Consider the following 20,229-nt stretch of genomic DNA (forward strand, 5'->3'; position numbering starts at 1 on the left):
ACCATACGTTTTGCTAAGATTTAATGTATCTTTTCTAACTAAGCAAGTGCTGAGAGGCTCTTTGTTATAATCACGAAAATTGTATAAAGTGAACCAATGAAATTTATTGAAACACGCGGAAATGACGGAATCCATCCACAACAGGTTACCTTTTCAGAGGCGATTTTAAGTCCCATCGCATCGTTCGGCGGATTGTATGTTCCGAGCGAATTGCCCAATCTTGGAGAAGCGTTCCTCTCTAAGCATTTGAACTCCAGTTATAAAGAGCTGGCGAAAGATTTACTCACAATGCTTGCCATCGATATTGACGGCTCCGTAATCGATGAAGCCCTCTCCCTCTATGATAAATTCGACGATCCGACCAACCCCGTTCCGGTCGTCAAAGTGCGTGATGATTTGTATGTGAGCGAACTCTATCACGGACCGACCCGTGCGTTCAAAGATATGGCACTTCAACCTTTCGGTGTGGTTCTTAGCTCTATCGCTCAAAAGCGCGGAGAGGAATATCTGATTCTAGCGGCAACGAGCGGCGATACGGGTCCTGCGGCGTTGGAAACTTTTAAAAACAGAGCGAACGTTCGTGTCGCGTGTCTCTATCCTGATGGGGGAACCTCGGACGTTCAGCGCCTCCAAATGGTGACCGAAGATGCCCAAAATCTCAAAGTGATCGGGATCAAAGGGGATTTCGATGATGCTCAAAGTGCATTGAAAAAGCTTTTGGGTTCTCAAACGTTCAAAGATGCCCTTAAAGCGAAAAACATTTCCCTCTCTGCGGCAAATTCGGTCAACTTCGGACGAATTATTTTTCAAATCATCTACCACATCCACAGCTATCTCGAACTGGTTCGCCAAAACGTCATTGCTATGGGTGAGAAAGTCTATCTCGATGTCCCAAGCGGGAATTTCGGAAATGCTCTTGGCGGGTATTACGCCTATAAAATGGGTCTTCCTGTCGAGAAGATCATTATCGCATCCAACGAAAATAACGTCCTTACCCGTCTTATCAACACGGGGCGCTATGATTTGCGCGGCGAGCATGTCGTTGCGACCACATCACCTGCGATGGATATTTTGATCTCTTCCAATGTCGAGCGTATCTTGTTTGATCTTTTCGGTTACGAGCGAACCAAAGAGCTGATGGCGGGTCTCGAAGCGGAACGTTTCTATGCGTTGAGCGATAATGAGACGATGAAGCTACAAAGCTTTTTTGCCGCCGATTATTGTAACGGTGCGGAGGGGAAAGGGTATATCAAAGAGGCGTTTGATACGGGCTATTTGATGGATCCGCATACGGCGACCTGTTTCAAAGCGTATGACTGCTGTGCCACCAAGCCTCTTAAAACTATCGTTTATTCAACCGCAGAGTGGACGAAGTTTTCTCCGACGATTGCGAACGCCCTCACGGGTGAAAAGGATGCGAACGACATCGATGCCCTAGCATCCATCTCAAAAACGGCTAAAACACCGATTCCCGCTATGATCAAAGGGCTGTTCACTAAGCCGATCACACAAAGTACCGTCATTGAAAAAGAGAATATCGAAGCCGAAATCCTTAAGTTTATCTAACCCTATTTAAGGGTTAGCTTTTTGTGTGGGGCTCTTTATTGTCACTGCGGAGTATTCCGCTCTCCATCAGTTTGATCTCTTCGTCACCCCAAATCAGAATCTTTTTGGATGTTTTTAGATCGGGCGGATTTTTGGACGGATATTGAACACTCGATAAGATGTGTTTGATACAGTTGACACGGGCTTTTTTCTTGTTGTCGGATCGGATGATGATCCACGGTGCCGTTCCGGTATGGGAAGCTTTTAACATAGAGAGTTTTGCCCCCGTGTATTTATCCCACATATCTTGAGATTTGGCATCGACGGGAGAGAGCTTGAATTGCTTGAGAGGGTCGGTTTTACGCTCTTTGAACCGTTTGGCTTGTTCAGCTTTGGAGACGGAAAAGTAGAATTTAAAGAGGATGATCCCTGAGTTGACGAGCATTCGTTCAAACTCGCTGACATGATTCAAAAATTCTTGGTGTTCTTCGGGGGTACAAAATCCCATAACCGGCTCAACGCCTCCGCGATTGTACCAACTACGGTCAAAGAGGACGATTTCGCCCGCACTCGGGAGATGTTTGATGTAGCGTTGAAAATACCATTGGGTTTTTTCGACATCGGAAGGTTTTTCGAGTGCGACGATACGGGCACCGCGAGGGTTGAGATGTTCGGTGATCCGTTTGATCGTCCCCCCTTTGCCTGCCGCGTCACGCCCTTCAAAAATCATGAGAATTTTGTGTCCCTCGTCCTTGACGTGGTTTTGGAGTTTGAGAAGTTCGATTTGGAGATTTTTTAGCTCTTTTTCGTATTCCAAAACCGATTGTTTGACCCAAACGGGGAGTCTCTCTTCGACTTTGCTTCTTTTGCGGCGCTCTTTTTTATTCTCTTCCGGCGTTTTGCGTCGGTCGTCGTGAACGACATCATCTATCTTTTCAGCTTCCGTGATCTCAGCTTTTGCCATTGCGCTTTTTGCACCCATTCACTGCCCCTTACTTTTTTTGATTATAACGTTGATGAGATTAATTCGTCAAGTTTTGTTATCTCTTTTGTTGCCGCAAAACATGAATTCTCTCCGCAAATGGTGAATTCTTGAAGCGTTTCATCGTTTTTGAGGAGAACAAAGGGGTAATTCAGATGGGCAGTTATGTTTGATAGATTCTCTGAGTTGCTTTTGATCAACCGTTGCTCTTTAAGATGGCGGATCACTTCAGCGGTGAGGGTAGGGTAATAGATCGGTGTTTTCATCAGTTTGAGGGAGACGTATTCGAGGCTTTTAAAGGCGAAACGGCTGTATTTCGGATCGACGAGGAGTCCGAGACTTTGCAGTGCATTGACCATGACTCCGAGCGCGCTCGGGTAGGTACCATCATCCATCTCGGCTACCGTCGTAAAGGCACCACGGCTGAAATACCATTTCCCCTCTTCATAAAAGAGCTCCAACGCTTTGTTGGCATATCGCTGTGCATCGATGAGATAGCGCTCATCAAACGTCGATTGGTATCCTTCGATCAATGCACTGCACAAATAGGCGTAATCCTCTAAAAAGGCATCAATTTTTGGTGTTTTATGGATAAGGGTCGAGTGTTTGAGGAACCCGTTTAAAAACATCGTTTCGCTCAGTTTTTCGAGGGAACGGATCGCTTGCGCTTGGTAGGTGCTGTTCGATTTTCCCAAAACAAACAGCGATTGAATCATCATCGCATTCCATGCCGTGATCACTTTGCGGTCGATAAAGGGGTAGGTTCTGCTTTGACGTAAAATGCCGAGTTCTCGGCAAAAAGGTTCAAACCATTCAGGACGTTCGTTATTGGAGAGGCGGATGATGCAGTGCCCCTCGAAATTCCCCCCCCCTGTTGCGCCGATGGAGTGCGCCGCTTCATGGACATTCGAGATCGAGAGCTTTTCGAGTACGGTGATGATCTCATCGTAGGAGAAGACAAAGTATTTTCCCTCTTCTCCCTCGCTATCGGCATCGCTGGCGCTGTAAAACAGATCATCCTCCATCATAAATTGCATCATGAAATCGGCGCTCTCTTTAGCGATTTTGAGGTATCGATCATCGCTATACACCATCCCTGCATGGGCATAGAGTTCGCAGAGGAGGGCATTGTCATAGGTCATTTTTTCGAAATGGGGAACGAGCCACGACTCATCGGTGCTGTAGCGGCAAAATCCGCCGTCCACATGATCGTATAATCCCCCCAACGCCATCGAGTCGAGCGTATGAGTTATGATTTTTTTGATTTTCTCATCGCTTTGGAGCCGCTCGAGCGTGAGGAGTGTTTTTAGGGTGGAAACATGGGGGAATTTCGGAGATTTGGAAAATCCGCCGTTGCTCTCATCGTAGTTGTGCTGAGCTTGGAGGATAAATTGGGTGATGATTTTCTCGTTCAAAACAGTCGCTTGGACACTTTCGTTTTTCGGACGCATAAACGCGGTGATCTCATCGGCGTTTTGGAAGAGTTTTTCGTCATTTTGGGCTACTTTTTCGGCGATGATAGCAGTGAGCTCACTGAATCCCATCATCTGATTTTGATTATGGGGCGGTATATAGGTAGCGGCATAAAAGGGTTTGTTCTGCGGGGTGGCGAAAATAGAGAGAGGCCATCCGCCGCTTCGTCGGTTGAGGAGATTATGGAGCTCTTGGTAGTGCTTGTCGATGTCGGGACGCTCTTCCCGATCGACTTTGATGCAGACGAAGTGTTGATTGACGAACTCGGCGATCTGCGGATTTTCAAATACCTCATGCTCCATCACATGGCACCAGTGGCAGCTGCTGTATCCGATAGAGATAAAGATCGCTTTGTGTTCACGACGGGCTTTTTCGAACGCTTCGTCGCACCACGGATACCACTCCAGTGGGTTATCTTTATGTTGTTGTAAATAAGGGGAATCTTCGAGGGCGAGTCGGTTGGACATAGGATGCTCCGTGTAAAATTGCGGGTAGTGTAGCATTTACGGCTATGTCTAAGCTGAAAAATATTATTTTATCCTCATTCTAAACGAGGAAATAAAATATGCTATACTAGTGATAATAAAATATGGGATTTTCAGTTGCCGACGTTATTGAATCTAAATGGTTTTAAATTCTTTTTTTATGCAAATGAACATGAACCTAAACATATTCATGTGATGAAAAATGAAGGGTTTGCAAAGGTTGAATTGGAAAGTTTAACAGTAGTGCAAAACTATTTAAAAGCCAAAGATTTAAAAGTAGCACTTGAAATTATCAAAGAAAATAAAAATGAATTTGAAAGGATGTGGGATGAGTGGTTTAATTAAAGGGAAAGAAGTCCATTTCGATGATACTTATTTGCATGTCAAGTTAGAAGATGAGAGAATTATATCTACACCTATCGAATGGTACAAACCACTTAAAAAAGCGACCATATCTCAACTAAAAAACTATAAATTAATTTGCATGAATACAGGTATCGAGTGGGAAGAGTTGGATTATCACCTCAATATCGAAAGTATGTTGGAAGTTACCGATAGTAAAGTTGCCTAAACAAAATTGTAAAAGTGAAGATTGAATACCTGACCCTGTTTTTCTGTTTTTATTAGACTTCTTGCATAATCTACTTTTCCGTTCGTGGTGAGCTTGTCGAACCATGAACAAAACACCCTTCGACAGGCTCATGGCGAACGGTGTTATATTTTCTCATTTACGGCTATGTCTAAGCTGAAAAATATTAACAATGTTTCTCTATGAGTTTCGTAACAGCTAATTGTGATAAAATAGAGACGATTTTTCAAGAAGGTTATGTATGCGTGGACTATTGTTTTTACTTATTTCATTAAATGTTTGGGCGGTTGGTTTTTTACAGCCGGATGAGGCATTCAAGCCCTCAGCCAAAATGGTTGACTCTAAGACAATCGGTGTTGAGATGATTATGGGCGATCAGATCCATATCTATGCCGATAAGCTCAAAGTAGAAGATGCGGATAAAAAAGACGGGATCGATTTTAAATCGGTAACGATGGTTGAACCGATCGAGCTTGACGGTGAGCGCGTATATGAGTCCTCCCCCGCGATCCGCATCGCGCTCTTAAAAACCAAAGAACTCAGCGGCGAAAAAAAGGTGAAAATCAAACTCTCCTATCAGGGGTGCTCAAGCGCAGGGTTGTGTTATGAACCGATGGAGAAAACGTTGGAGGTGACGTTGGACGCTTCCAAAGTTCCGATGAGTGAATCATCTGTTCTAAAAGCCCCTGCGGTGGAAACCAAAGCGATCGATGTCGCAGCCTCTCCTGCACCTAAAGCAGAGGTTAAAGAATCCGAAACGGATCAAATCGCCGGAGTGATCAAAGGGGGAAGCCTTTGGTTTATCATTCTGAGCTTCTTCGGATTCGGTTTGTTGTTGGCACTTACTCCGTGTGTATTCCCGATGATTCCGATCATCTCTTCGGTTATTCTTGCCCAAGGTAAAGGGATGGGGACAAAGCGAGCTTTTTTACTCTCTCTTGTTTATGTATTATCCATGGCGGTTGCATACACGATCGCGGGTGTTTTAGCCGGTCTGTTCGGAGCGAACCTCCAAGCTGCGTTCCAAACACCGTGGATTATTACCGCATTTGCGCTCATCTTTGTCCTCTTGTCGTTATCGATGTTCGATGTGTATGAGTTGCAAATTCCAAATTTCATCCAATCACGTCTCAGTAAACTCGGCTCTCAGCGTAGCGGAGTGATCGGAATCGCGATCATGGGCTTCTTGTCGGCACTGATCGTCGGACCGTGTGTCGCGGCACCGTTGGCGGGAGCACTGATCTATATCGGTCAAACGGGTGATGCACTGCTCGGTGGGGTAGCCCTCTTTTCCCTCTCTATCGGAATGGGGATTCCGTTGCTGATTGTCGGGACAACGTCGGGTCGCTTTATGCCGAAACCGGGAATGTGGATGGATGTCATCAAAGCGGTATTCGGGGTTATGTTGCTCGGTATTGCGATATGGATGATGGGACGTGTGTTGGATGAAAATACAACCTTGTTGTTGTGGGGCGGTTTAGCGGTGTTTGTAGCAATCAATATGAATGCGTTAGAACCCTTAGGCGTTCATCCGTCATGGAGTTCCCGTGCAAACGTCAAAGCGCTCGGATTTATGATCTTATTGTATGGAATTAGCCTCTTGGTCGGAGGTATGGCTGGTGCTAAAAATATTTTACATCCGCTTGATCCGTTTATTTCCCAAGCACAGGCTGCGACAATTTCGGTAAAAGAGCATAAAAAATTTGAAAAGATCACCTCTATCGAAGAGTTAAATGCTATTTTGGCAGAAAACAAAGGGAAACGTGTGATGGTCGATTTTTATGCCGACTGGTGCACCGCGTGTAAAGAACTCGAAGAAAAAACCTTTAGTGATGAGGGGGTTAAAACCGCGATGGACAGCTATGTTTTGGTACAGGTTGATCTCACCGCTAACGATGAAGCCTCACGTGCGATCAGCAGCAAATTCGGAATTTTCGGTCCTCCGGCGATATTGTTTTTCGATGAAAACGGAACACGCCAAAAAGATGCCGATATTGTAGGGTTCAAAGAGCCGCAAGAATTTATCAAACACTTAGGACAATAATCATGGGAAAAATAATCTTAGCACTTTCATTGTTGGCAAGTCTGGCAAGTGCCGAACTCAAATGGGCTTCGTCGTATGATGCGGCATTAGCACAGGCTAAAAAAGAGAAGAAAAAAGTTATGGTGATGCTTTCAAGGGAGAACTGTCCGGCATGTGAGTATATGAGTGACATCGTTTTTGAGGAAAATGCAGTTATTAACGAGGTACACAAAAACTTCATCCCTGTTCATATCGATATTCATAACGATTTTATCCCTGATGGGTTAGGGTATATGGGGACTCCGACATTTCATTTTCTCGATGCGAATGGTAAAAAGATCGGTCGCTATGACGGTGCGGCAAATATCCCTTCATTTATCGGGATATTGGGAAAATACAAAAAGTAACGTTTTCGATTCCGCTATAATTTCACCATGTTCTAAGCGGTAGGTGTTTATAGGTGCGATGCAGTAGTGTCATCTTGATAATGTTCGCGACGGCATTGATGGGGGCGGATTATAGTGTCGTCACACCATGTGATAGCTCTCTTCCGACGTGGGCTTATTCTCAGAATCAGTGTACTAAAAAAGCATTGCAATACACGAAAAATGCCCCTTTAGTTCCTCTATTGGGGGGTGAGACACGTATCATCTACGATATGAAAAAAAATACGACTGCTGATACCGTGTCGATGGGCGCCCAATACTCAAATGATCAGTTCATCGCAAAAGTTCAAGGCTCATACATCAAGCCCAAAGTGGATAATACCCCTTCCAGCGGAAAAACAAATCTCTTACTTCAGTATCGTCAAACATTATGGGATTCGTTGTCTCTGAACGCTGCGGAGAATGTCACAATACCGGTAAAAACTGCCTATGATGTACCTGAGCCTACGAAATATACGAGTGTGCTCAAAGCCCACTATCCACTCAATGGTATTTATAATCTCTTTGCGGAGGGGAGCTATTCATTATTGGAGGTTCCCGCATCTGAGAGTACTTTGTACCGAAACCCCTACAGTTATACGACTGGGGTGACCTACTCAGACGGTAACATCACTACGATCAACGCTTCGTATGTGTTGGAACAATATTCCGACCCGACACTTGGGGCGAACAAAAAAATCAAAGTAGCGCACAAACATAAAATTAACAAAAAATTGAAAACGTCACTTAGTGTCACGAAAAGCTTAGAAGCGGATCAACCCGATAATAAGGCTTCTCTTGATCTTATCTATGCTTTTTAGAGGATTATTTATTCTCTACTAATTTATCTAAAATGTAGAGCTGTATATTTTTATGCGGGATCTCTTTTTCCAACGCTTCCGAATAAATCTTTGCGACTTCTTTAGCATGAAGGTCATAATCAAAATGGGGAAAATGGTTTTCCCATCCGTTTTTGATGATTTTTAAAGCAACCGTATCGATGAGGTACTCTTTATAAATAGCGTACGTCGCAAAAAACATCCCCGTAAACAAGATTGCCATGATGATGAGCAGATGGCAGTCGATTTTTGCCAAAAAGGGGTGAAATGCAACTGATACAGGGAGGATAAATAGGTGCCAAAGTCCGATGAATACGAGATAACTTCGTCCGATACTGAGACGAAATCCCGGTATTTTCCCCTCTAATTTCAACCCCTCATGGTACATTTTATTGGTTTTGAGCATATCCCGAAAGAGCATCGGCTCGTCGCTCAATGTAAAAACATAAGGGATGATTTTTTCATCCGTAAATTTGCGACTAGAGGTTTGAATCCATGAAAAAATTCTAAGCATTGGTATCCTTGATAATTTGGCTGACACGTTTAGCACTGCCATGCCCTAAAAGTTCTCGTAGATGGGAAGCGTCTTTGAAAAAAGCTTCTCTATCCATTTCTTGATAAGCATTATACAGATTTTGAGCATTGACGGAGTTTTGAATGAACTCAGGGTGAATGGCTCGTCCGTATTGATGAAAAAACAGGAGATTGCCTAGTCCCGCATAATCGAGTTTCACTAACCGTTTTCCAATGGCGTAATCGAGTGCTTTGGCGATATAGACGAGAGCAAACGGCGTTCCGATCAATGACGCTTCGAGGGTTGCCGTTCCGCTGCAGATAAAAGCGAAATCAGAATCAGCAAGGCTTTGATGCGCTTCATGGGTGATTTCAAACGTCGAAATATCTCCGTAAAGCTCTTTGACCTGCTCATTGGTGAAGTGCGGCGGAATGACGATCAATGCGCGTGTATCAATCATAGTGCGCAGTTCACGGAAAATACTCATAAGTCGTTTGATCTCTCCGGGACGGCTGCCGGGCATAAAGGTGATTTTTCCGCTGGGTGTCAGATCGGTTTTGCGGATGGTAATCTCATCGAGCAGAGGGTGCCCGACGTATTCGATAGGAGCGTTAGGGGAATAGTACGAGGGTTCAAACGGGAGGATTGAACAGAGTTTGGTAATTGTTTTTTCGAGTACGGGGATACGCTTTTTCTTCCATGCCCACGCTTGAGGGAGGATATAGTAAATGATCTCTTTGTCAGGATAGCGTTTTCGGATCGCTTTTGCCAAGGGGAGATTAAACCCCGAAGAATCAATGAGAAGGACTTTGTCGGCATCACGAGCTAGTTCTACCATCTCATCTTTGAGAGCAAAAAAGAAAGGGAGCTTTTTGAGCGCGTCGACAAACCCCATGATCGAAGTAGAACGCAAATCGACGATACTATCTCCTAACGCACTGTCAAAAATCCCTGATAAAGCTACTTCGTCTCCGAGCTCTTTCACCAGATATTTCAAATGGATGTTGGCAGAATGTTCGAGTGCGCTGACTAATAATTTCATGATCCCCCGTCTCCTCTGGCACCTAAATCAGGTTTATAGTTACTTTTATTTTCGTGATACTCGCTAAAAAAAGTGGTCAATGCGTCAATCTCTTTATCGCTGAGTCCCATTGCAAAAGGGATCATAAGCTGGGATTGTTGTGTAGAACCTTGTTTGGAGCGATAGTTTTGTAATTTATTCATCAAAAACACTTTACGGCGATAAGCGAGGGCGGGGTATTGATTGGTTCCACCCGCCGAGATGCCGTGACAGCCGCTGCACCCTTTGGCGAAATAGAGGTTTTTGCCTTGTTCATAGGATGAAGGTGCTGCCATTAGCACCATCATCGGTAAGATCAAGAGAATGATTTTAGACACTCTAACCCTTTTTAAACGTTACTTAGATTAAAATTGCGTAATTATAGCGAACGGGAGCGATTATGATCATAACGGGGGCAATTATCTGCGACATCAACGGAGAACGTCGCGGCGATGTTCGGATTGAAGAGGGGATCATTACTGAGATCGGAGAAAATTTAAGCGGGGATGAAATAGTATCTGCCGAGGGGTGCTATCTGATTCCGGGGTTAGTCGATACCGATGTGCGTCTTAAAGATGCTCAACTCAGTCGTACCAACCTCGAAAAGCTCTCCTACCGTGCGCTGAGCGGGGGAGTAACGACAGCCGTATTAGCGAGTGACACCCACCCGAGAATCGATGATGAGATCACTTTGGAGTTTGTTCAACAACACCGCTATTCACAAAACGGTGCGACGATCGAATCTTCAGTAAGCGCGTTGAATGATACGGGTGTGTTGAGCAATATCGCTATCATGCTGAAAAAAGGGTGCGTTGCACTGCACACATCGACGATCAATGATTACAATCTCATTAGCCGTATCGCCCAATACGCAAAAATGGCAGAAAAGGCTATTTTCTATAAAGCGGAAGAGAAAAGTTTGATTGAGAGCGGTGTTATCTCCGACGGTGCCGTTGCATCTCAGCTGGGATTGCCGGGGATACCTCCGATTTCAGAAGTGGTTCATGTCGCATCGATGATTGAGATCGCGCGCTATTTCGGAATCAAAATCATATTCAAAAGTATAAAAGAGCCTCGTTCCATCGAGTTGATTAGCGAGGCTCGTAAAAACGGTGTCGCAGTTGAGTGTGAAGTATCGATCCACCACCTCTTTAAAAACGATTCGGCATGTTTAGGCTTTGATACCGATGCGAAGATCAATCCGCCACTGGTCAATGAGAGCAAACGTCTTGCACTCATAGAAGCCTTGAAACGAGGAGATATACACTCTTTGAGCGCATTGCATCAGCCGAACTCCGATATTCATAAAGATATTACCTTTTACGATGCTCACGTCGGTACGACCTCTATCGCAGAATATTTGCCGTTGTTGTATACGTATCTCATCTCAGAGAATATTATTGATATGGCAACATTGCTCAAGGTAGCTTCTCACGCTCCCGCAGCGCAGATAGGCCTAGATGCGGGAGAGATCAAAATCGGTTCATCTTGTGATTGTATTGTGTTTGATCCGGCGCAAAGTACGAGCGTTCCGCACCACCATAGCCTTTATAAAAATGAGACGCTAAAAGGGAAAGTGGTGATGGCTCTTTGTCGGGGAGAAGTAACGAAGTTTTAAAGGGACTTGGCATTCCTAAACTCTGAAATCTCCGCTTCAACCATCGCATCGATCATGATGGAGTAAAGTTTTGTGAGAAGATTGGGAGAGACGCCGAACTCCATCGCACGCGATCTTACCCGATCCATTACCGCTTCCATGCGCTCATTGGCTTTGATCTCTTCGAGTGAGTGTTTGAAATTGGCAGCTTGTTTCACATAGCCGTTACGAGCGGCGATCAGTTCGACGATTTGATCATCCAATTGATCGATATGGCTGCGTACCTCTTCTAGGCTTTGGCAATTATTGACTTCCATGGTTCTTACTCTCCCTGTACGGAATTTTAATTTCTCATAATGATAGCATAAAGTTGTGGGCGCGTCGCTCATCACATTATTATCACATAAAAATGGAAGTTGATAAAAATATAAGAGGCTGCTTTGTGGCTAAAATGTGATAAAAATGGATTAAAACTCCTATTTTAACGGATAGAGTCAAAATAAAAATGTGAGATTTAATTTTTACTTATAGTACCTATAAAATTAAAAATTATAATATTTAAAAATCATTAAGCTAAGCGTAGATAGACTGCTGGCTGATACAAAAATCTTATACTTGAAGATGAAGGAGAATTCATTATGAATATTTCAAGACGGGACTTATTTAAATTTGCCGGTATTAGTGTAGCGGCAGCTGCTGTTTCCGGTTGTACAACTGCAACTGGTGCAACTCCGGGTGCACAAGGAACTTCCGTTAAAATGCTCGGTAAACATCAAGTGGTTATTATCGGTGGAGGTTGGGGCGGTTTGACCGTTGCCAAAGAATTGAAAAAAATCGATCCTAAATTCGATGTTGCGATTATCGAAAAAAATGACAGCTTTATGTCGTGCCCATTCTCTAACTGTAATCTTGGTGGACTTAAAGGGGTAAGTCTTAGTACTTTGACTCATGACTATTCTCAAGCGGTAGAGAAAAACGGTTACGGTATGTTGACCGCAGTTGTTACCGGAATCGATCGTGTTAATAAAGTGGTTCATACTTCTAAAGGCGGCGTAGGTTATGATATTCTTGTCCTAGCACCGGGTATCGACTATAACTATAAAGGGCAATTCCCGACATGGTCAGATGCAAAAATCGCAAAAGCTCGTCGTGTTGCACCTGCGGCATTGGTTCCGGGCGGTGAACACGTAGCATTGGATCGTTTGGTTAAAACGATGGAAGACGGAGATGTTGTTATCACGGTTCCGGCAGGTAAATATCGTTGTCCTCCTGCACCGTTCGAGCGTGCAAGCATGATCGCGAATTACATGAAAAAAGAGGGATTGAACGGTAAAGTTATTATCCTTAACGAAACAGCTGAAATTGCTAAAGGTGCTGCGTTCAAAGAATCATGGGCTGAAATCAATAAAGGTGCCGTAGTTCACGAAAGTAACTGTAAAATTTCTGATGTTGATTTCGATAAAAAAGAGATCACGTACGTTCAAACGGTATTCAAAGACAAAGATGATACCGAAGGGACAAAAACAACCAAAACAATCAAATACGGTATTTTCAACTTTATTCCTCACAATATGTCAAATCCGGTCATCGAGATGGCTGGTGTTGCGACAACTCCGGACGGATTCAAAAAAGTTAAAATGGCAACTAGCCCTGAAAAACCGGTCTCTTTTGCAACGGCTACTGATGCAGCTGTATTTGCTGTCGGTGACGTTGTTGGACACGCTATCCCACCGAGCGGTCAATCAGCTATCTGGTCAGGGAAAGAGTGTGCTAAAGAGATTGCTCATATCCTTCACGGTAAAAGCTATAGTGTTGCATCGGCACTTCCGTATAAAAGTGCGAACGTATGTTATTCAATGGTCGGTGAAAATCCTGAAGAAGCAATCATGGTTAATCATGAATTTATGGTTGCAGGTCCGGTTATCGGTTCAAAAGGAAGCGTTCCTAAAGATGAAGCGTCAGGTAAATTCCGTACTACAGGTCTTGCGAAAGCAACTCATGACTGGTACAAAGGCGCAATGCGCGACTTGTTTAATTAATACAAGTTATCTTACTCTCCACTCGGAGAGTAAAAGAAAATTCTGCTAAACTAACTCCTCAAAATAATTCACACGGAAAACATCATGGACAGAAGAAATTTTTTAAAGGTCGTTGCCGGAGCAACGGTTATTGCGGTTAGCCCCTCATTGATTCGAGGCAATCTGTATGCGGCGGACGGTACATTGTTTAATGCGTATGAAAAAACGCAATTGGTAGATGCGGCAGGAAAGCCGATTAAGGCTTCACAGCTTGAAAAAGAGGTAACCTATATTTTCAATTATCCGTATGCGTCAACCCCGTGTATGTTGATCAACCTACCGAAACCGACGGGAAAAGATGTTGAACTTTCCTCTGAAAACGGTGAAAAATACGTATGGAAAAGCGGTGTCGGAAAAGATCGAACCATCGTTTCGTATGTGGCGATTTGTACTCACCAAATGACGCATCCGACTCCGAATGACAGTTTCATCGGTTATGTGCCGACAACTAAAAAAACGATGGCATATGAGAAAAGCGGCATTATCGTCTGTTCTTCCCATCTCTCAGCATTTGATGCCGGAGCGGGTGCAAAAGTACTCGGCGGTGCTGCAACACAACCACTGAATGCTGTTGTCCTCGAACATGCAGCCGATGATACACTTTGGGCTGTCGGTATTTTAGGATCGGATAAATTTCAAGATTATTTCAAAAGTTTTCGTCCTGAATTAAAAGAGTTCTACAATGGACCGGCTGAAGCAAAAAAACTGGTTTCAATCTCAGCAAAAACGGTTAAATTAACCGAATTTTCAAAAGAAATCATTCAATACTAAAAAAGGGGTTGTTATGAAAAAAGTATTAATGGCACTCGCGATGACATCTGTTTTATTCGGAGCACCAAACGGAGCCGGAACAGATCATCGAACGATGTTGATGAAAGATATGCGTACAATGCTTGACGCTATGGAGCAAATTCAACGCGGCGGTTTATATAGTTCATCTGACGATATGAAAGCAGGCGTTAAAAAGCTTCAAGGAACTCTAAAAACGCTTGAAAGCGAAGAGATCAAATTTATTCTTCCGAAGGATCAGGTATACGCCTATAAATTTGCTCAAAAAACGGCTCATATGCTTCGAATGTATTCGGATGATATGATCGCTTCGATTGAAGCGGGACGTATGGATGATGCACTTGAAGACTATACTCAGCTTCTTAAGCAATGTACCTCTTGTCATATCCGAATCCGTAACTGGTAAATTCTTCTTTATTCCCGATTTCGGGAATAAAAACTCTTTTGAACATTTCTCTTATTGTAAAATTATTTCTTTTTTAAATATACAAAGCCGCCGTTTTTGCCTATTTGAGGTGTTTGACTGTTTTTATCACATTTTTGTCTCACACAATTACAAATTTGTCTGTTTATTAAAAAAATATATATAAATCAAGATATGTTTAAGAATTAATTGTTATGATTGTTGCAAGATTCGGAATAAGTAAATCTTATCTCGAACGGTTTTTTTTCTGAGGAGAATGAATGAAATTAGGAAAACTTAGTTTAGTCGCTGTAATGGCATTGGGAACAAGTGCGTTTGCTATCGATAACGTAAAAGTAAACGGTCAAGCAAAATTTATCTATCAAACAACCGATCAACAAGACGGTGTAAAAACCGGTTTTTTTGAACAAGGGGTTGATTCTCCAACACCTACACAAGAAGCCGCGCGTGCAGGCTTTTCATTAACGCTTGGTGTAACAGCTGATTTAACGTCTGGTGTAAGTGCCGGCGCTGAAATGCAAGCATTTTCAACTCTTGGTGCGGAAAATAACCTTGTTAACGGCGTAATGGCGACAGGTCAAGTAGATGATGCATCTGCTGCATCTCAAGCATGGTTGGCAACAACTCTCGGCAAAACTACCGTTAAAATAGGTCGTATGGAACTTGATACTCCATTAACATTTACCGAAAAATGGAACGTAGTTAAAAATACGTTTGATGCTGCGGTAATGTTGAACAACGATCTTCCGGACACTACATTGGTCGGTGCATGGGTTGGAAAACACAATGGTATGGGTGTTGGTACAACACCAGCAAATGGTCATACTGCACCACTTTTGATCACTAGTACGGGGCAAACAGCAGATTTGACTAACAGTCCTTACGCTACATTCGGTAGCAAAGGTGCGTATGCATTGGGTGCTGTAAACAAATCCGTTCCAAATACAACTATGCAAGGTTGGTATTACAACGTAGTTGATGTTGCTAAAGCATATTGGTTGCAAGCAGACACAAAAGTTATGAATATGGTAACTCTTGGCGGTCAATATGCAAACATGGATCCTGATAATAAATTTGGAGCACTAAAAGATTCTAAAATCTGGGCTGTAAAAGCGGGTGTTGATGTTTCCGGTGTAAATGTTTATGCGGCATACTCTTCAGCTGATAAAGACGGTACTCTTGGTTTTGCCAACGTATCAACAGGTGATAAAACTATGATCTATACCGGTCTTGATTCTATCTATATGGATGGTATCGTTACCGCTCCGGATACTGAAGCCGTTAAAGTTGGTGCATCTACTGTAGTTGAAGGGGTAAAACTTGCCGCAAGTTATACCGATTGTGATCGTGATGCAGTTAATTCAGGTATTACCGGTTGGGATGTATCAGCAAGTGGAAAAGCAGGACCTGTAAATCTTCAAGCAATCTATACTTCAATCGATCCTGATACAGCTTCAGGTTTCTATGCAAACAAAGATCGCAATACAATTCGTTTGATTGCTACTTTGCCATTCTAATTCCCTCTAGGGAACTTGGGATTTATCCCACCTCAGGGCCTTCGGGTCCTACACATTCTCCTTATGTTAAGCTTTCCGCCTGAGGAATCGTCACCCTCAGGCACTCTTCTCAACACCCTTTTGTTTTAAACTCTTTTAGCTTGTCGTTTCGGTGTAACGGCTTTGATCTCTTTTTCTTTTTTCTCTTGTGTCGATTGTCGCAAGAAGAACGGGATTGTTTTCTCCGGTCGCGTTGCCAAATCTTCTATCAAAGCTGCTTCCACGATCTCTTTATTATGATGTTCACATAGATACGCATGGATGAGTGCTATTTGGCGTTCTAAGGATATTTTCCACGTTGAGAGGGTTTGGGTATAGATCCACTCGCTAAAGGCGTAGAACCCATCGAATACGCTCCCTCGTGACCATATCAACGGTACGGTTTTGGTGAAACTTCCGCTGTTGTAAAAAATATCCCAAAACCGTGCAAATCGTTTCATCTTTTGTATTTGCACAAAACTGAGAAGGTTGTTTTGGAGGATGTCATACGGCGGTGTATCTGAGTAGATCATCCCATGCTCTTTGTCATGGCGTGAGAGGGTCGTTCCTGAGAGATTTTTGAGGATACCGATCTGTATTTCGCTGTGGGTGAGTGAGACTAGGGTATCGAGATTGCGACCGAACCCCTCTATACTCTCTCCCGGAAGCCCGACGATGAGATCGAGGTGCATATGCGCATGGGTCTCGTTTTCCAAAAAGCGGAGATTTTCGACAATTTTTTCGAGTTTTAATGGTCGGTTGATCCCTTTGGCGATGAGAGGATCTAAGGTCTGGATACCGATCTCCAGCTGAAGCGATCCGGCGGGAAATAGTTTGATTTTCTCTTTGAGTACTTCGGGGAAATGATCGGGGATCACTTCAAAATGGGCGAAGTAGGGCGGCTCTTTGGAGAGGAAAAAATCCAAGATTCGGTTGGCGAACGTCATATTCAAATTGAAAGTACGGTCGATAAACTTGAAGCTACGTGCCCCCCGCTGCCATAGGATTTCAAACTCTTCGAGAAGCTGATCGAGGGGGAAATTTCGTACTTTTTCATCGATCGAGGAGAGGCAGAACTCGCACTCGAACGGACATCCTCGTGAGGCTTCGACGTAGATATAACGGTGGGCTACATCTTCATCGTTATAAGCGCTGTAGGGGAGGTGAATCGATTTGAGATCGGGGAGCGGGGCTTTGATGAAATGAGGCTGTTTGTGCTGTTGTCCTTCTTTTTCGTCATCCCGTACTTGATACGGGATCTCTTGCGTTTTAGTAGATTCCGTGTCGTAGCACGGAATGACGGGAGAAAGTATCTCCTTACACAACTCGTAAAACGCCACTTCTCCTTCGCCGCTGATGATGTAATCGGCACGGCTAAGATCGACACGATGAGGCAGATGAGCTGCTTCCGGACCGCCGAGGACGATAACGGTTTGAGGAGAGACTTTTTTGAGGGTTTGGATCAGCTCCGAACACTGCGACGCATTCCAAATATAGACACCGATTCCGATAATGCGAGGAGAGTGTTTGAGCAACTCTTCGGCAATACTTTGTATTTGCTCATTCATCGTAAATTCGACAATCTTTGTCATCGGTTGCAGTTCACCCATATTGGCATAGAGGTAGCGCAAACCGAGTGCAGTATGGGCGTAGCGGGCATTGAGCGTAGTGAGTAAAATTGTGTGCATAGGTTTTCCGATAAAAGATAAACGTATTATATGGTATTCTAATGCTACTAAGCGCTAAAGGGAGAAGATATGAAGTATATTCGCACTTTGGATTCGTTGAGATTAGAGGATATTTCTTTGGTCGGGGGGAAAAACGCTTCATTGGGTGAGATGATAGGCTCGCTCAAATCGCTCGGGGTAAAAGTTCCCGAAGGGTTTGCCGTAACGGCGGAGGGGTATCGACTCTTTATCGCCCATAATAGTTTTGAACCGAAAATACGTCAGTTTTTTAACGGTGTCGATCTGAGCGACATCGAAGCGTTGAACCGATGCGGGGATGCGATACGTTCTCTCATGCTCAGCGGTGAAATGCCGGATGTATTAAAAACTGAAATTGCCGAAAGTTATCGTGCGATGGAACGCGAATACGGTACGCCGTCGGTTGATGTCGCGGTACGTTCTTCCGCTACAGCGGAAGATCTGCCCGATGCGAGTTTTGCGGGTCAGCAGGAGAGTTATTTGAATGTGCGCGGGGAGACGATGCTCATCGAGCATGTCAAGCGTTGTTTTGCTTCCCTTTTTACCGACCGTGCGATCAGTTATCGCAACAGCCGCGGGTATGACCATTTCGCCGTTTCCCTCTCGGTAGGGGTACAAAAAATGGTGCGCAGCGACAAGGCGAGCAGCGGCGTTATGTTTACCATCGATACCGAAAACGGCTCGGAAAATCTCATCCTCATCAACTCCATTTGGGGGCTTGGCGAGAACATCGTCGGCGGTCGTGTCAATCCCGATGAATTCTACGTCTTTAAACCGACCCTCAAAGAGAACAAAGTCTCCATCCTCAAACGTCAACTCGGTTCCAAAGCCCTCACGATGACCTATGATGAACGCCACCATACAATGAACCTCTCCACCCCCAAAGAGCTTCAAGAGACATTTTCTATCAGTGATGAAGAGGTTGCGACACTTGCACGATATGCCCTGATCATTGAAGAACATTACACCGCCAATGCGGGTGAATATCGACCGATGGACATCGAGTGGGCGAAAGACGGTCTCACGGGGGAACTGTTTATCGTTCAAGCGCGTCCTGAGACGGTGCAAAGCCAAAAACTCAGCGACACCACGTTAGAGCAATACCGCTACAAAGGGGAAGTGAGCGCAAAAATACTCCTCAGCGGCAAAGCGATCGGGGAAAAAATCGGCTCAGGGTGTGTCAAGATCATCCACTCTCCCGCCGAGGGGGAACGCTTTAACGCCGGAGATGTTCTCGTCGCGGACATCACCGATCCCGATTGGGAACCGATCATGAAAAAAGCTTCCGCCGTCATCACCAACCGTGGAGGTCGGACATGTCATGCCGCCATCGTGGCACGTGAGATCGGTGTCCCCGCTATTGTCGGGACGATCAATGCAACCGAACTTCTCCATGAGGGGGACGAGGTTACGGTGAGCTGTGCCGAGGGGGAGATCGGAGTGGTTTATGAGGGGGTGATTGCGTATGAGATCATCCACATCGATTTGGGGCATCTCACCCCGACGAAAACAAAACTCTATATGAACGTCGGAAATCCCGAAAGTGCGTTCAAAGTTGCAAAACTCCCTAATGATGGGGTAGGGTTGGCACGGATGGAATTTATCATTACCAACTATGTCAAAGCCCATCCGATGGCATTGGTGGAACTTTCACACGGCAAAAAAATACGCGAAAACAAAGCGATTAAAGCGGCAATGCGAGGATACGATGATCCGAAGAAATTTTTCATCGACAAGATTGCCGAGGGGGTAGGGATGATCGCTGCGGCGTTTTATCCCCGTCCCGTCGTTGTACGCACTACCGATTTTAAATCCAACGAGTACAAACACATGGTCGGCGGCGCGGCGTATGAGAGCGATGAAGAGAACCCGATGATCGGATTTCGCGGAGCGAGCCGCTATTACTCACCGCAGTACCGAGAGGCGTTTGAGTGGGAGTGTGAAGCGCTGAAGAGGGTACGCGATGATATGGGGCTCACTAATGTCAAAGTAATGCTCCCCTTCGTCCGTACTCCCGATGAGGGGCGTAGAGCGATTGCGGTGATGAATGAAGCGGGATTGGTGCAAAGAGAAAACGGCTTGGAAATCTACGCGATGTGCGAAATCCCCTCCAATGTGATTCTTGCCGATCAGTTTTTGGAAATCTTCGACGGTTACAGTATCGG

The 20,229-nt window shown here is 44.5% G+C and carries 19 protein-coding genes; 12 read left to right on the forward strand and 7 right to left on the reverse strand.

What is annotated here, in order from left to right:
- The first annotated feature begins 96 nt into the window (after window positions 1-96).
- On the forward strand, window positions 97-1,566 hold the full coding sequence (gene thrC / locus VFW36_RS06695) for a threonine synthase (protein ID WP_329658037.1): 1,470 nt from the start codon (window positions 97-99) through the stop codon (window positions 1,564-1,566).
- 13 nt (window positions 1,567-1,579) lie between these two features.
- Here the strand turns inward: thrC and ppk2 are convergent, their stop codons facing one another.
- Both ppk2 and VFW36_RS06705 read right to left on the reverse strand, forming a co-directional pair.
- The gene (gene ppk2 / locus VFW36_RS06700) at window positions 1,580-2,527 is read right to left on the reverse strand and encodes a polyphosphate kinase 2 (RefSeq protein WP_329658038.1); all 948 of its coding nucleotides are present in this window, start codon (window positions 2,525-2,527) and stop codon (window positions 1,580-1,582) included.
- Between the two features lie 23 nt (window positions 2,528-2,550).
- A complete protein-coding gene (locus VFW36_RS06705) occupies window positions 2,551-4,467 on the reverse strand; it encodes a thioredoxin domain-containing protein (RefSeq protein WP_329658039.1) in 1,917 nt (638 codons plus the stop codon).
- A gap of 135 nt (window positions 4,468-4,602) precedes the next feature.
- On the opposite strand from VFW36_RS06705, the gene VFW36_RS06710 reads away from it, so the two are divergent.
- The 5 genes from VFW36_RS06710 (at window position 4,603) to VFW36_RS06730 (ending at window position 8,343) form a co-directional block, all read left to right on the forward strand.
- The gene (locus VFW36_RS06710) at window positions 4,603-4,830 is read left to right on the forward strand and encodes a DUF4160 domain-containing protein (RefSeq protein WP_329658040.1); all 228 of its coding nucleotides are present in this window, start codon (window positions 4,603-4,605) and stop codon (window positions 4,828-4,830) included.
- Window positions 4,814-5,056: a DUF2442 domain-containing protein gene (locus VFW36_RS06715; RefSeq protein ID WP_329658041.1), complete on the forward strand. Its 243-nt coding sequence runs from the start codon at window positions 4,814-4,816 to the stop codon at window positions 5,054-5,056. The genes VFW36_RS06710 and VFW36_RS06715 overlap by 17 nt, the downstream gene beginning before the upstream one ends.
- A gap of 259 nt (window positions 5,057-5,315) precedes the next feature.
- Complete coding sequence (gene dsbD / locus VFW36_RS06720) at window positions 5,316-7,118, forward strand: protein-disulfide reductase DsbD (protein WP_329658042.1); 1,803 nt, start codon at window positions 5,316-5,318, stop codon at window positions 7,116-7,118.
- A 2-nt stretch (window positions 7,119-7,120) separates the two neighbouring features.
- Entirely contained in the window at window positions 7,121-7,504 is a 384-nt protein-coding gene (locus tag VFW36_RS06725) for a thioredoxin family protein (protein ID WP_329658043.1), read from the forward strand.
- 53 nt (window positions 7,505-7,557) lie between these two features.
- The gene (locus tag VFW36_RS06730; RefSeq protein ID WP_329658044.1) at window positions 7,558-8,343 is read left to right on the forward strand and encodes a hypothetical protein; all 786 of its coding nucleotides are present in this window, start codon (window positions 7,558-7,560) and stop codon (window positions 8,341-8,343) included.
- Between the two features lie 4 nt (window positions 8,344-8,347).
- Here the strand turns inward: VFW36_RS06730 and VFW36_RS06735 are convergent, their stop codons facing one another.
- Genes VFW36_RS06735 through VFW36_RS06745 form a run of 3 tightly spaced genes read right to left on the reverse strand, consistent with a single transcriptional unit; the run spans window position 8,348 to window position 10,273 of the window.
- Window positions 8,348-8,875 (reverse strand): hypothetical protein, encoded by a 528-nt coding sequence (locus VFW36_RS06735; RefSeq protein ID WP_329658045.1) that lies wholly within the window; start codon window positions 8,873-8,875, stop codon window positions 8,348-8,350.
- Window positions 8,868-9,917 (reverse strand): lipid-A-disaccharide synthase, encoded by a 1,050-nt coding sequence (gene lpxB, locus VFW36_RS06740; RefSeq protein WP_329658046.1) that lies wholly within the window; start codon window positions 9,915-9,917, stop codon window positions 8,868-8,870. Before lpxB ends, VFW36_RS06735 begins: the two co-directional genes overlap by 8 nt.
- Window positions 9,914-10,273 carry a c-type cytochrome gene (locus tag VFW36_RS06745; protein ID WP_329658047.1) on the reverse strand — a complete coding sequence of 120 codons (360 nt, stop codon included), beginning with the start codon at window positions 10,271-10,273 and terminating at the stop codon, window positions 9,914-9,916. Before VFW36_RS06745 ends, lpxB begins: the two co-directional genes overlap by 4 nt.
- 62 nt (window positions 10,274-10,335) lie before the next feature.
- Here VFW36_RS06745 and VFW36_RS06750 point away from each other — a divergent pair, with 62 nt between their 5' ends.
- Complete coding sequence (locus VFW36_RS06750) at window positions 10,336-11,553, forward strand: dihydroorotase (protein WP_329658048.1); 1,218 nt, start codon at window positions 10,336-10,338, stop codon at window positions 11,551-11,553.
- Here VFW36_RS06750 and VFW36_RS06755 read toward each other — a convergent pair.
- Entirely contained in the window at window positions 11,550-11,849 is a 300-nt protein-coding gene (locus tag VFW36_RS06755; RefSeq protein ID WP_329658049.1) for a chorismate mutase, read from the reverse strand. The genes VFW36_RS06750 and VFW36_RS06755 overlap by 4 nt on opposite strands.
- A 321-nt stretch (window positions 11,850-12,170) precedes the next feature.
- On the opposite strand from VFW36_RS06755, the gene VFW36_RS06760 reads away from it, so the two are divergent.
- The 4 genes from VFW36_RS06760 to VFW36_RS06775 all read left to right on the forward strand — a co-directional run bounded on the left by VFW36_RS06760 (window position 12,171) and on the right by VFW36_RS06775 (window position 16,340).
- Window positions 12,171-13,571, forward strand: coding sequence for an FAD/NAD(P)-binding oxidoreductase (locus VFW36_RS06760; protein ID WP_329658050.1), 1,401 nt, complete (start codon window positions 12,171-12,173; stop codon window positions 13,569-13,571).
- Between the two features lie 84 nt (window positions 13,572-13,655).
- Entirely contained in the window at window positions 13,656-14,381 is a 726-nt protein-coding gene (locus tag VFW36_RS06765; protein WP_329658051.1) for a sulfur oxidation protein, read from the forward strand.
- Window positions 14,382-14,394: 13 nt separating this feature from the next.
- On the forward strand, window positions 14,395-14,805 hold the full coding sequence (locus VFW36_RS06770; protein ID WP_329658052.1) for a hypothetical protein: 411 nt from the start codon (window positions 14,395-14,397) through the stop codon (window positions 14,803-14,805).
- Window positions 14,806-15,083: 278 nt separating this feature from the next.
- Entirely contained in the window at window positions 15,084-16,340 is a 1,257-nt protein-coding gene (locus VFW36_RS06775) for a porin (RefSeq protein ID WP_329658053.1), read from the forward strand.
- 125 nt (window positions 16,341-16,465) lie between these two features.
- Here VFW36_RS06775 and VFW36_RS06780 read toward each other — a convergent pair whose 3' ends face one another.
- On the reverse strand, window positions 16,466-18,046 hold the full coding sequence (locus VFW36_RS06780; RefSeq protein WP_329658054.1) for a B12-binding domain-containing radical SAM protein: 1,581 nt from the start codon (window positions 18,044-18,046) through the stop codon (window positions 16,466-16,468).
- Window positions 18,047-18,115: 69 nt separating this feature from the next.
- Between VFW36_RS06780 and ppsA the strand changes: the two genes are divergently transcribed.
- On the forward strand, window positions 18,116-20,229 hold a 2,114-nt coding region (gene ppsA, locus VFW36_RS06785), incomplete at its 3' end, for a pyruvate, water dikinase (RefSeq protein WP_329658055.1).

Source organism: Sulfuricurvum sp., from assembly GCF_036279695.1.
Taxonomy (GTDB): Bacteria; Campylobacterota; Campylobacteria; order Campylobacterales; family Sulfurimonadaceae; genus Sulfuricurvum.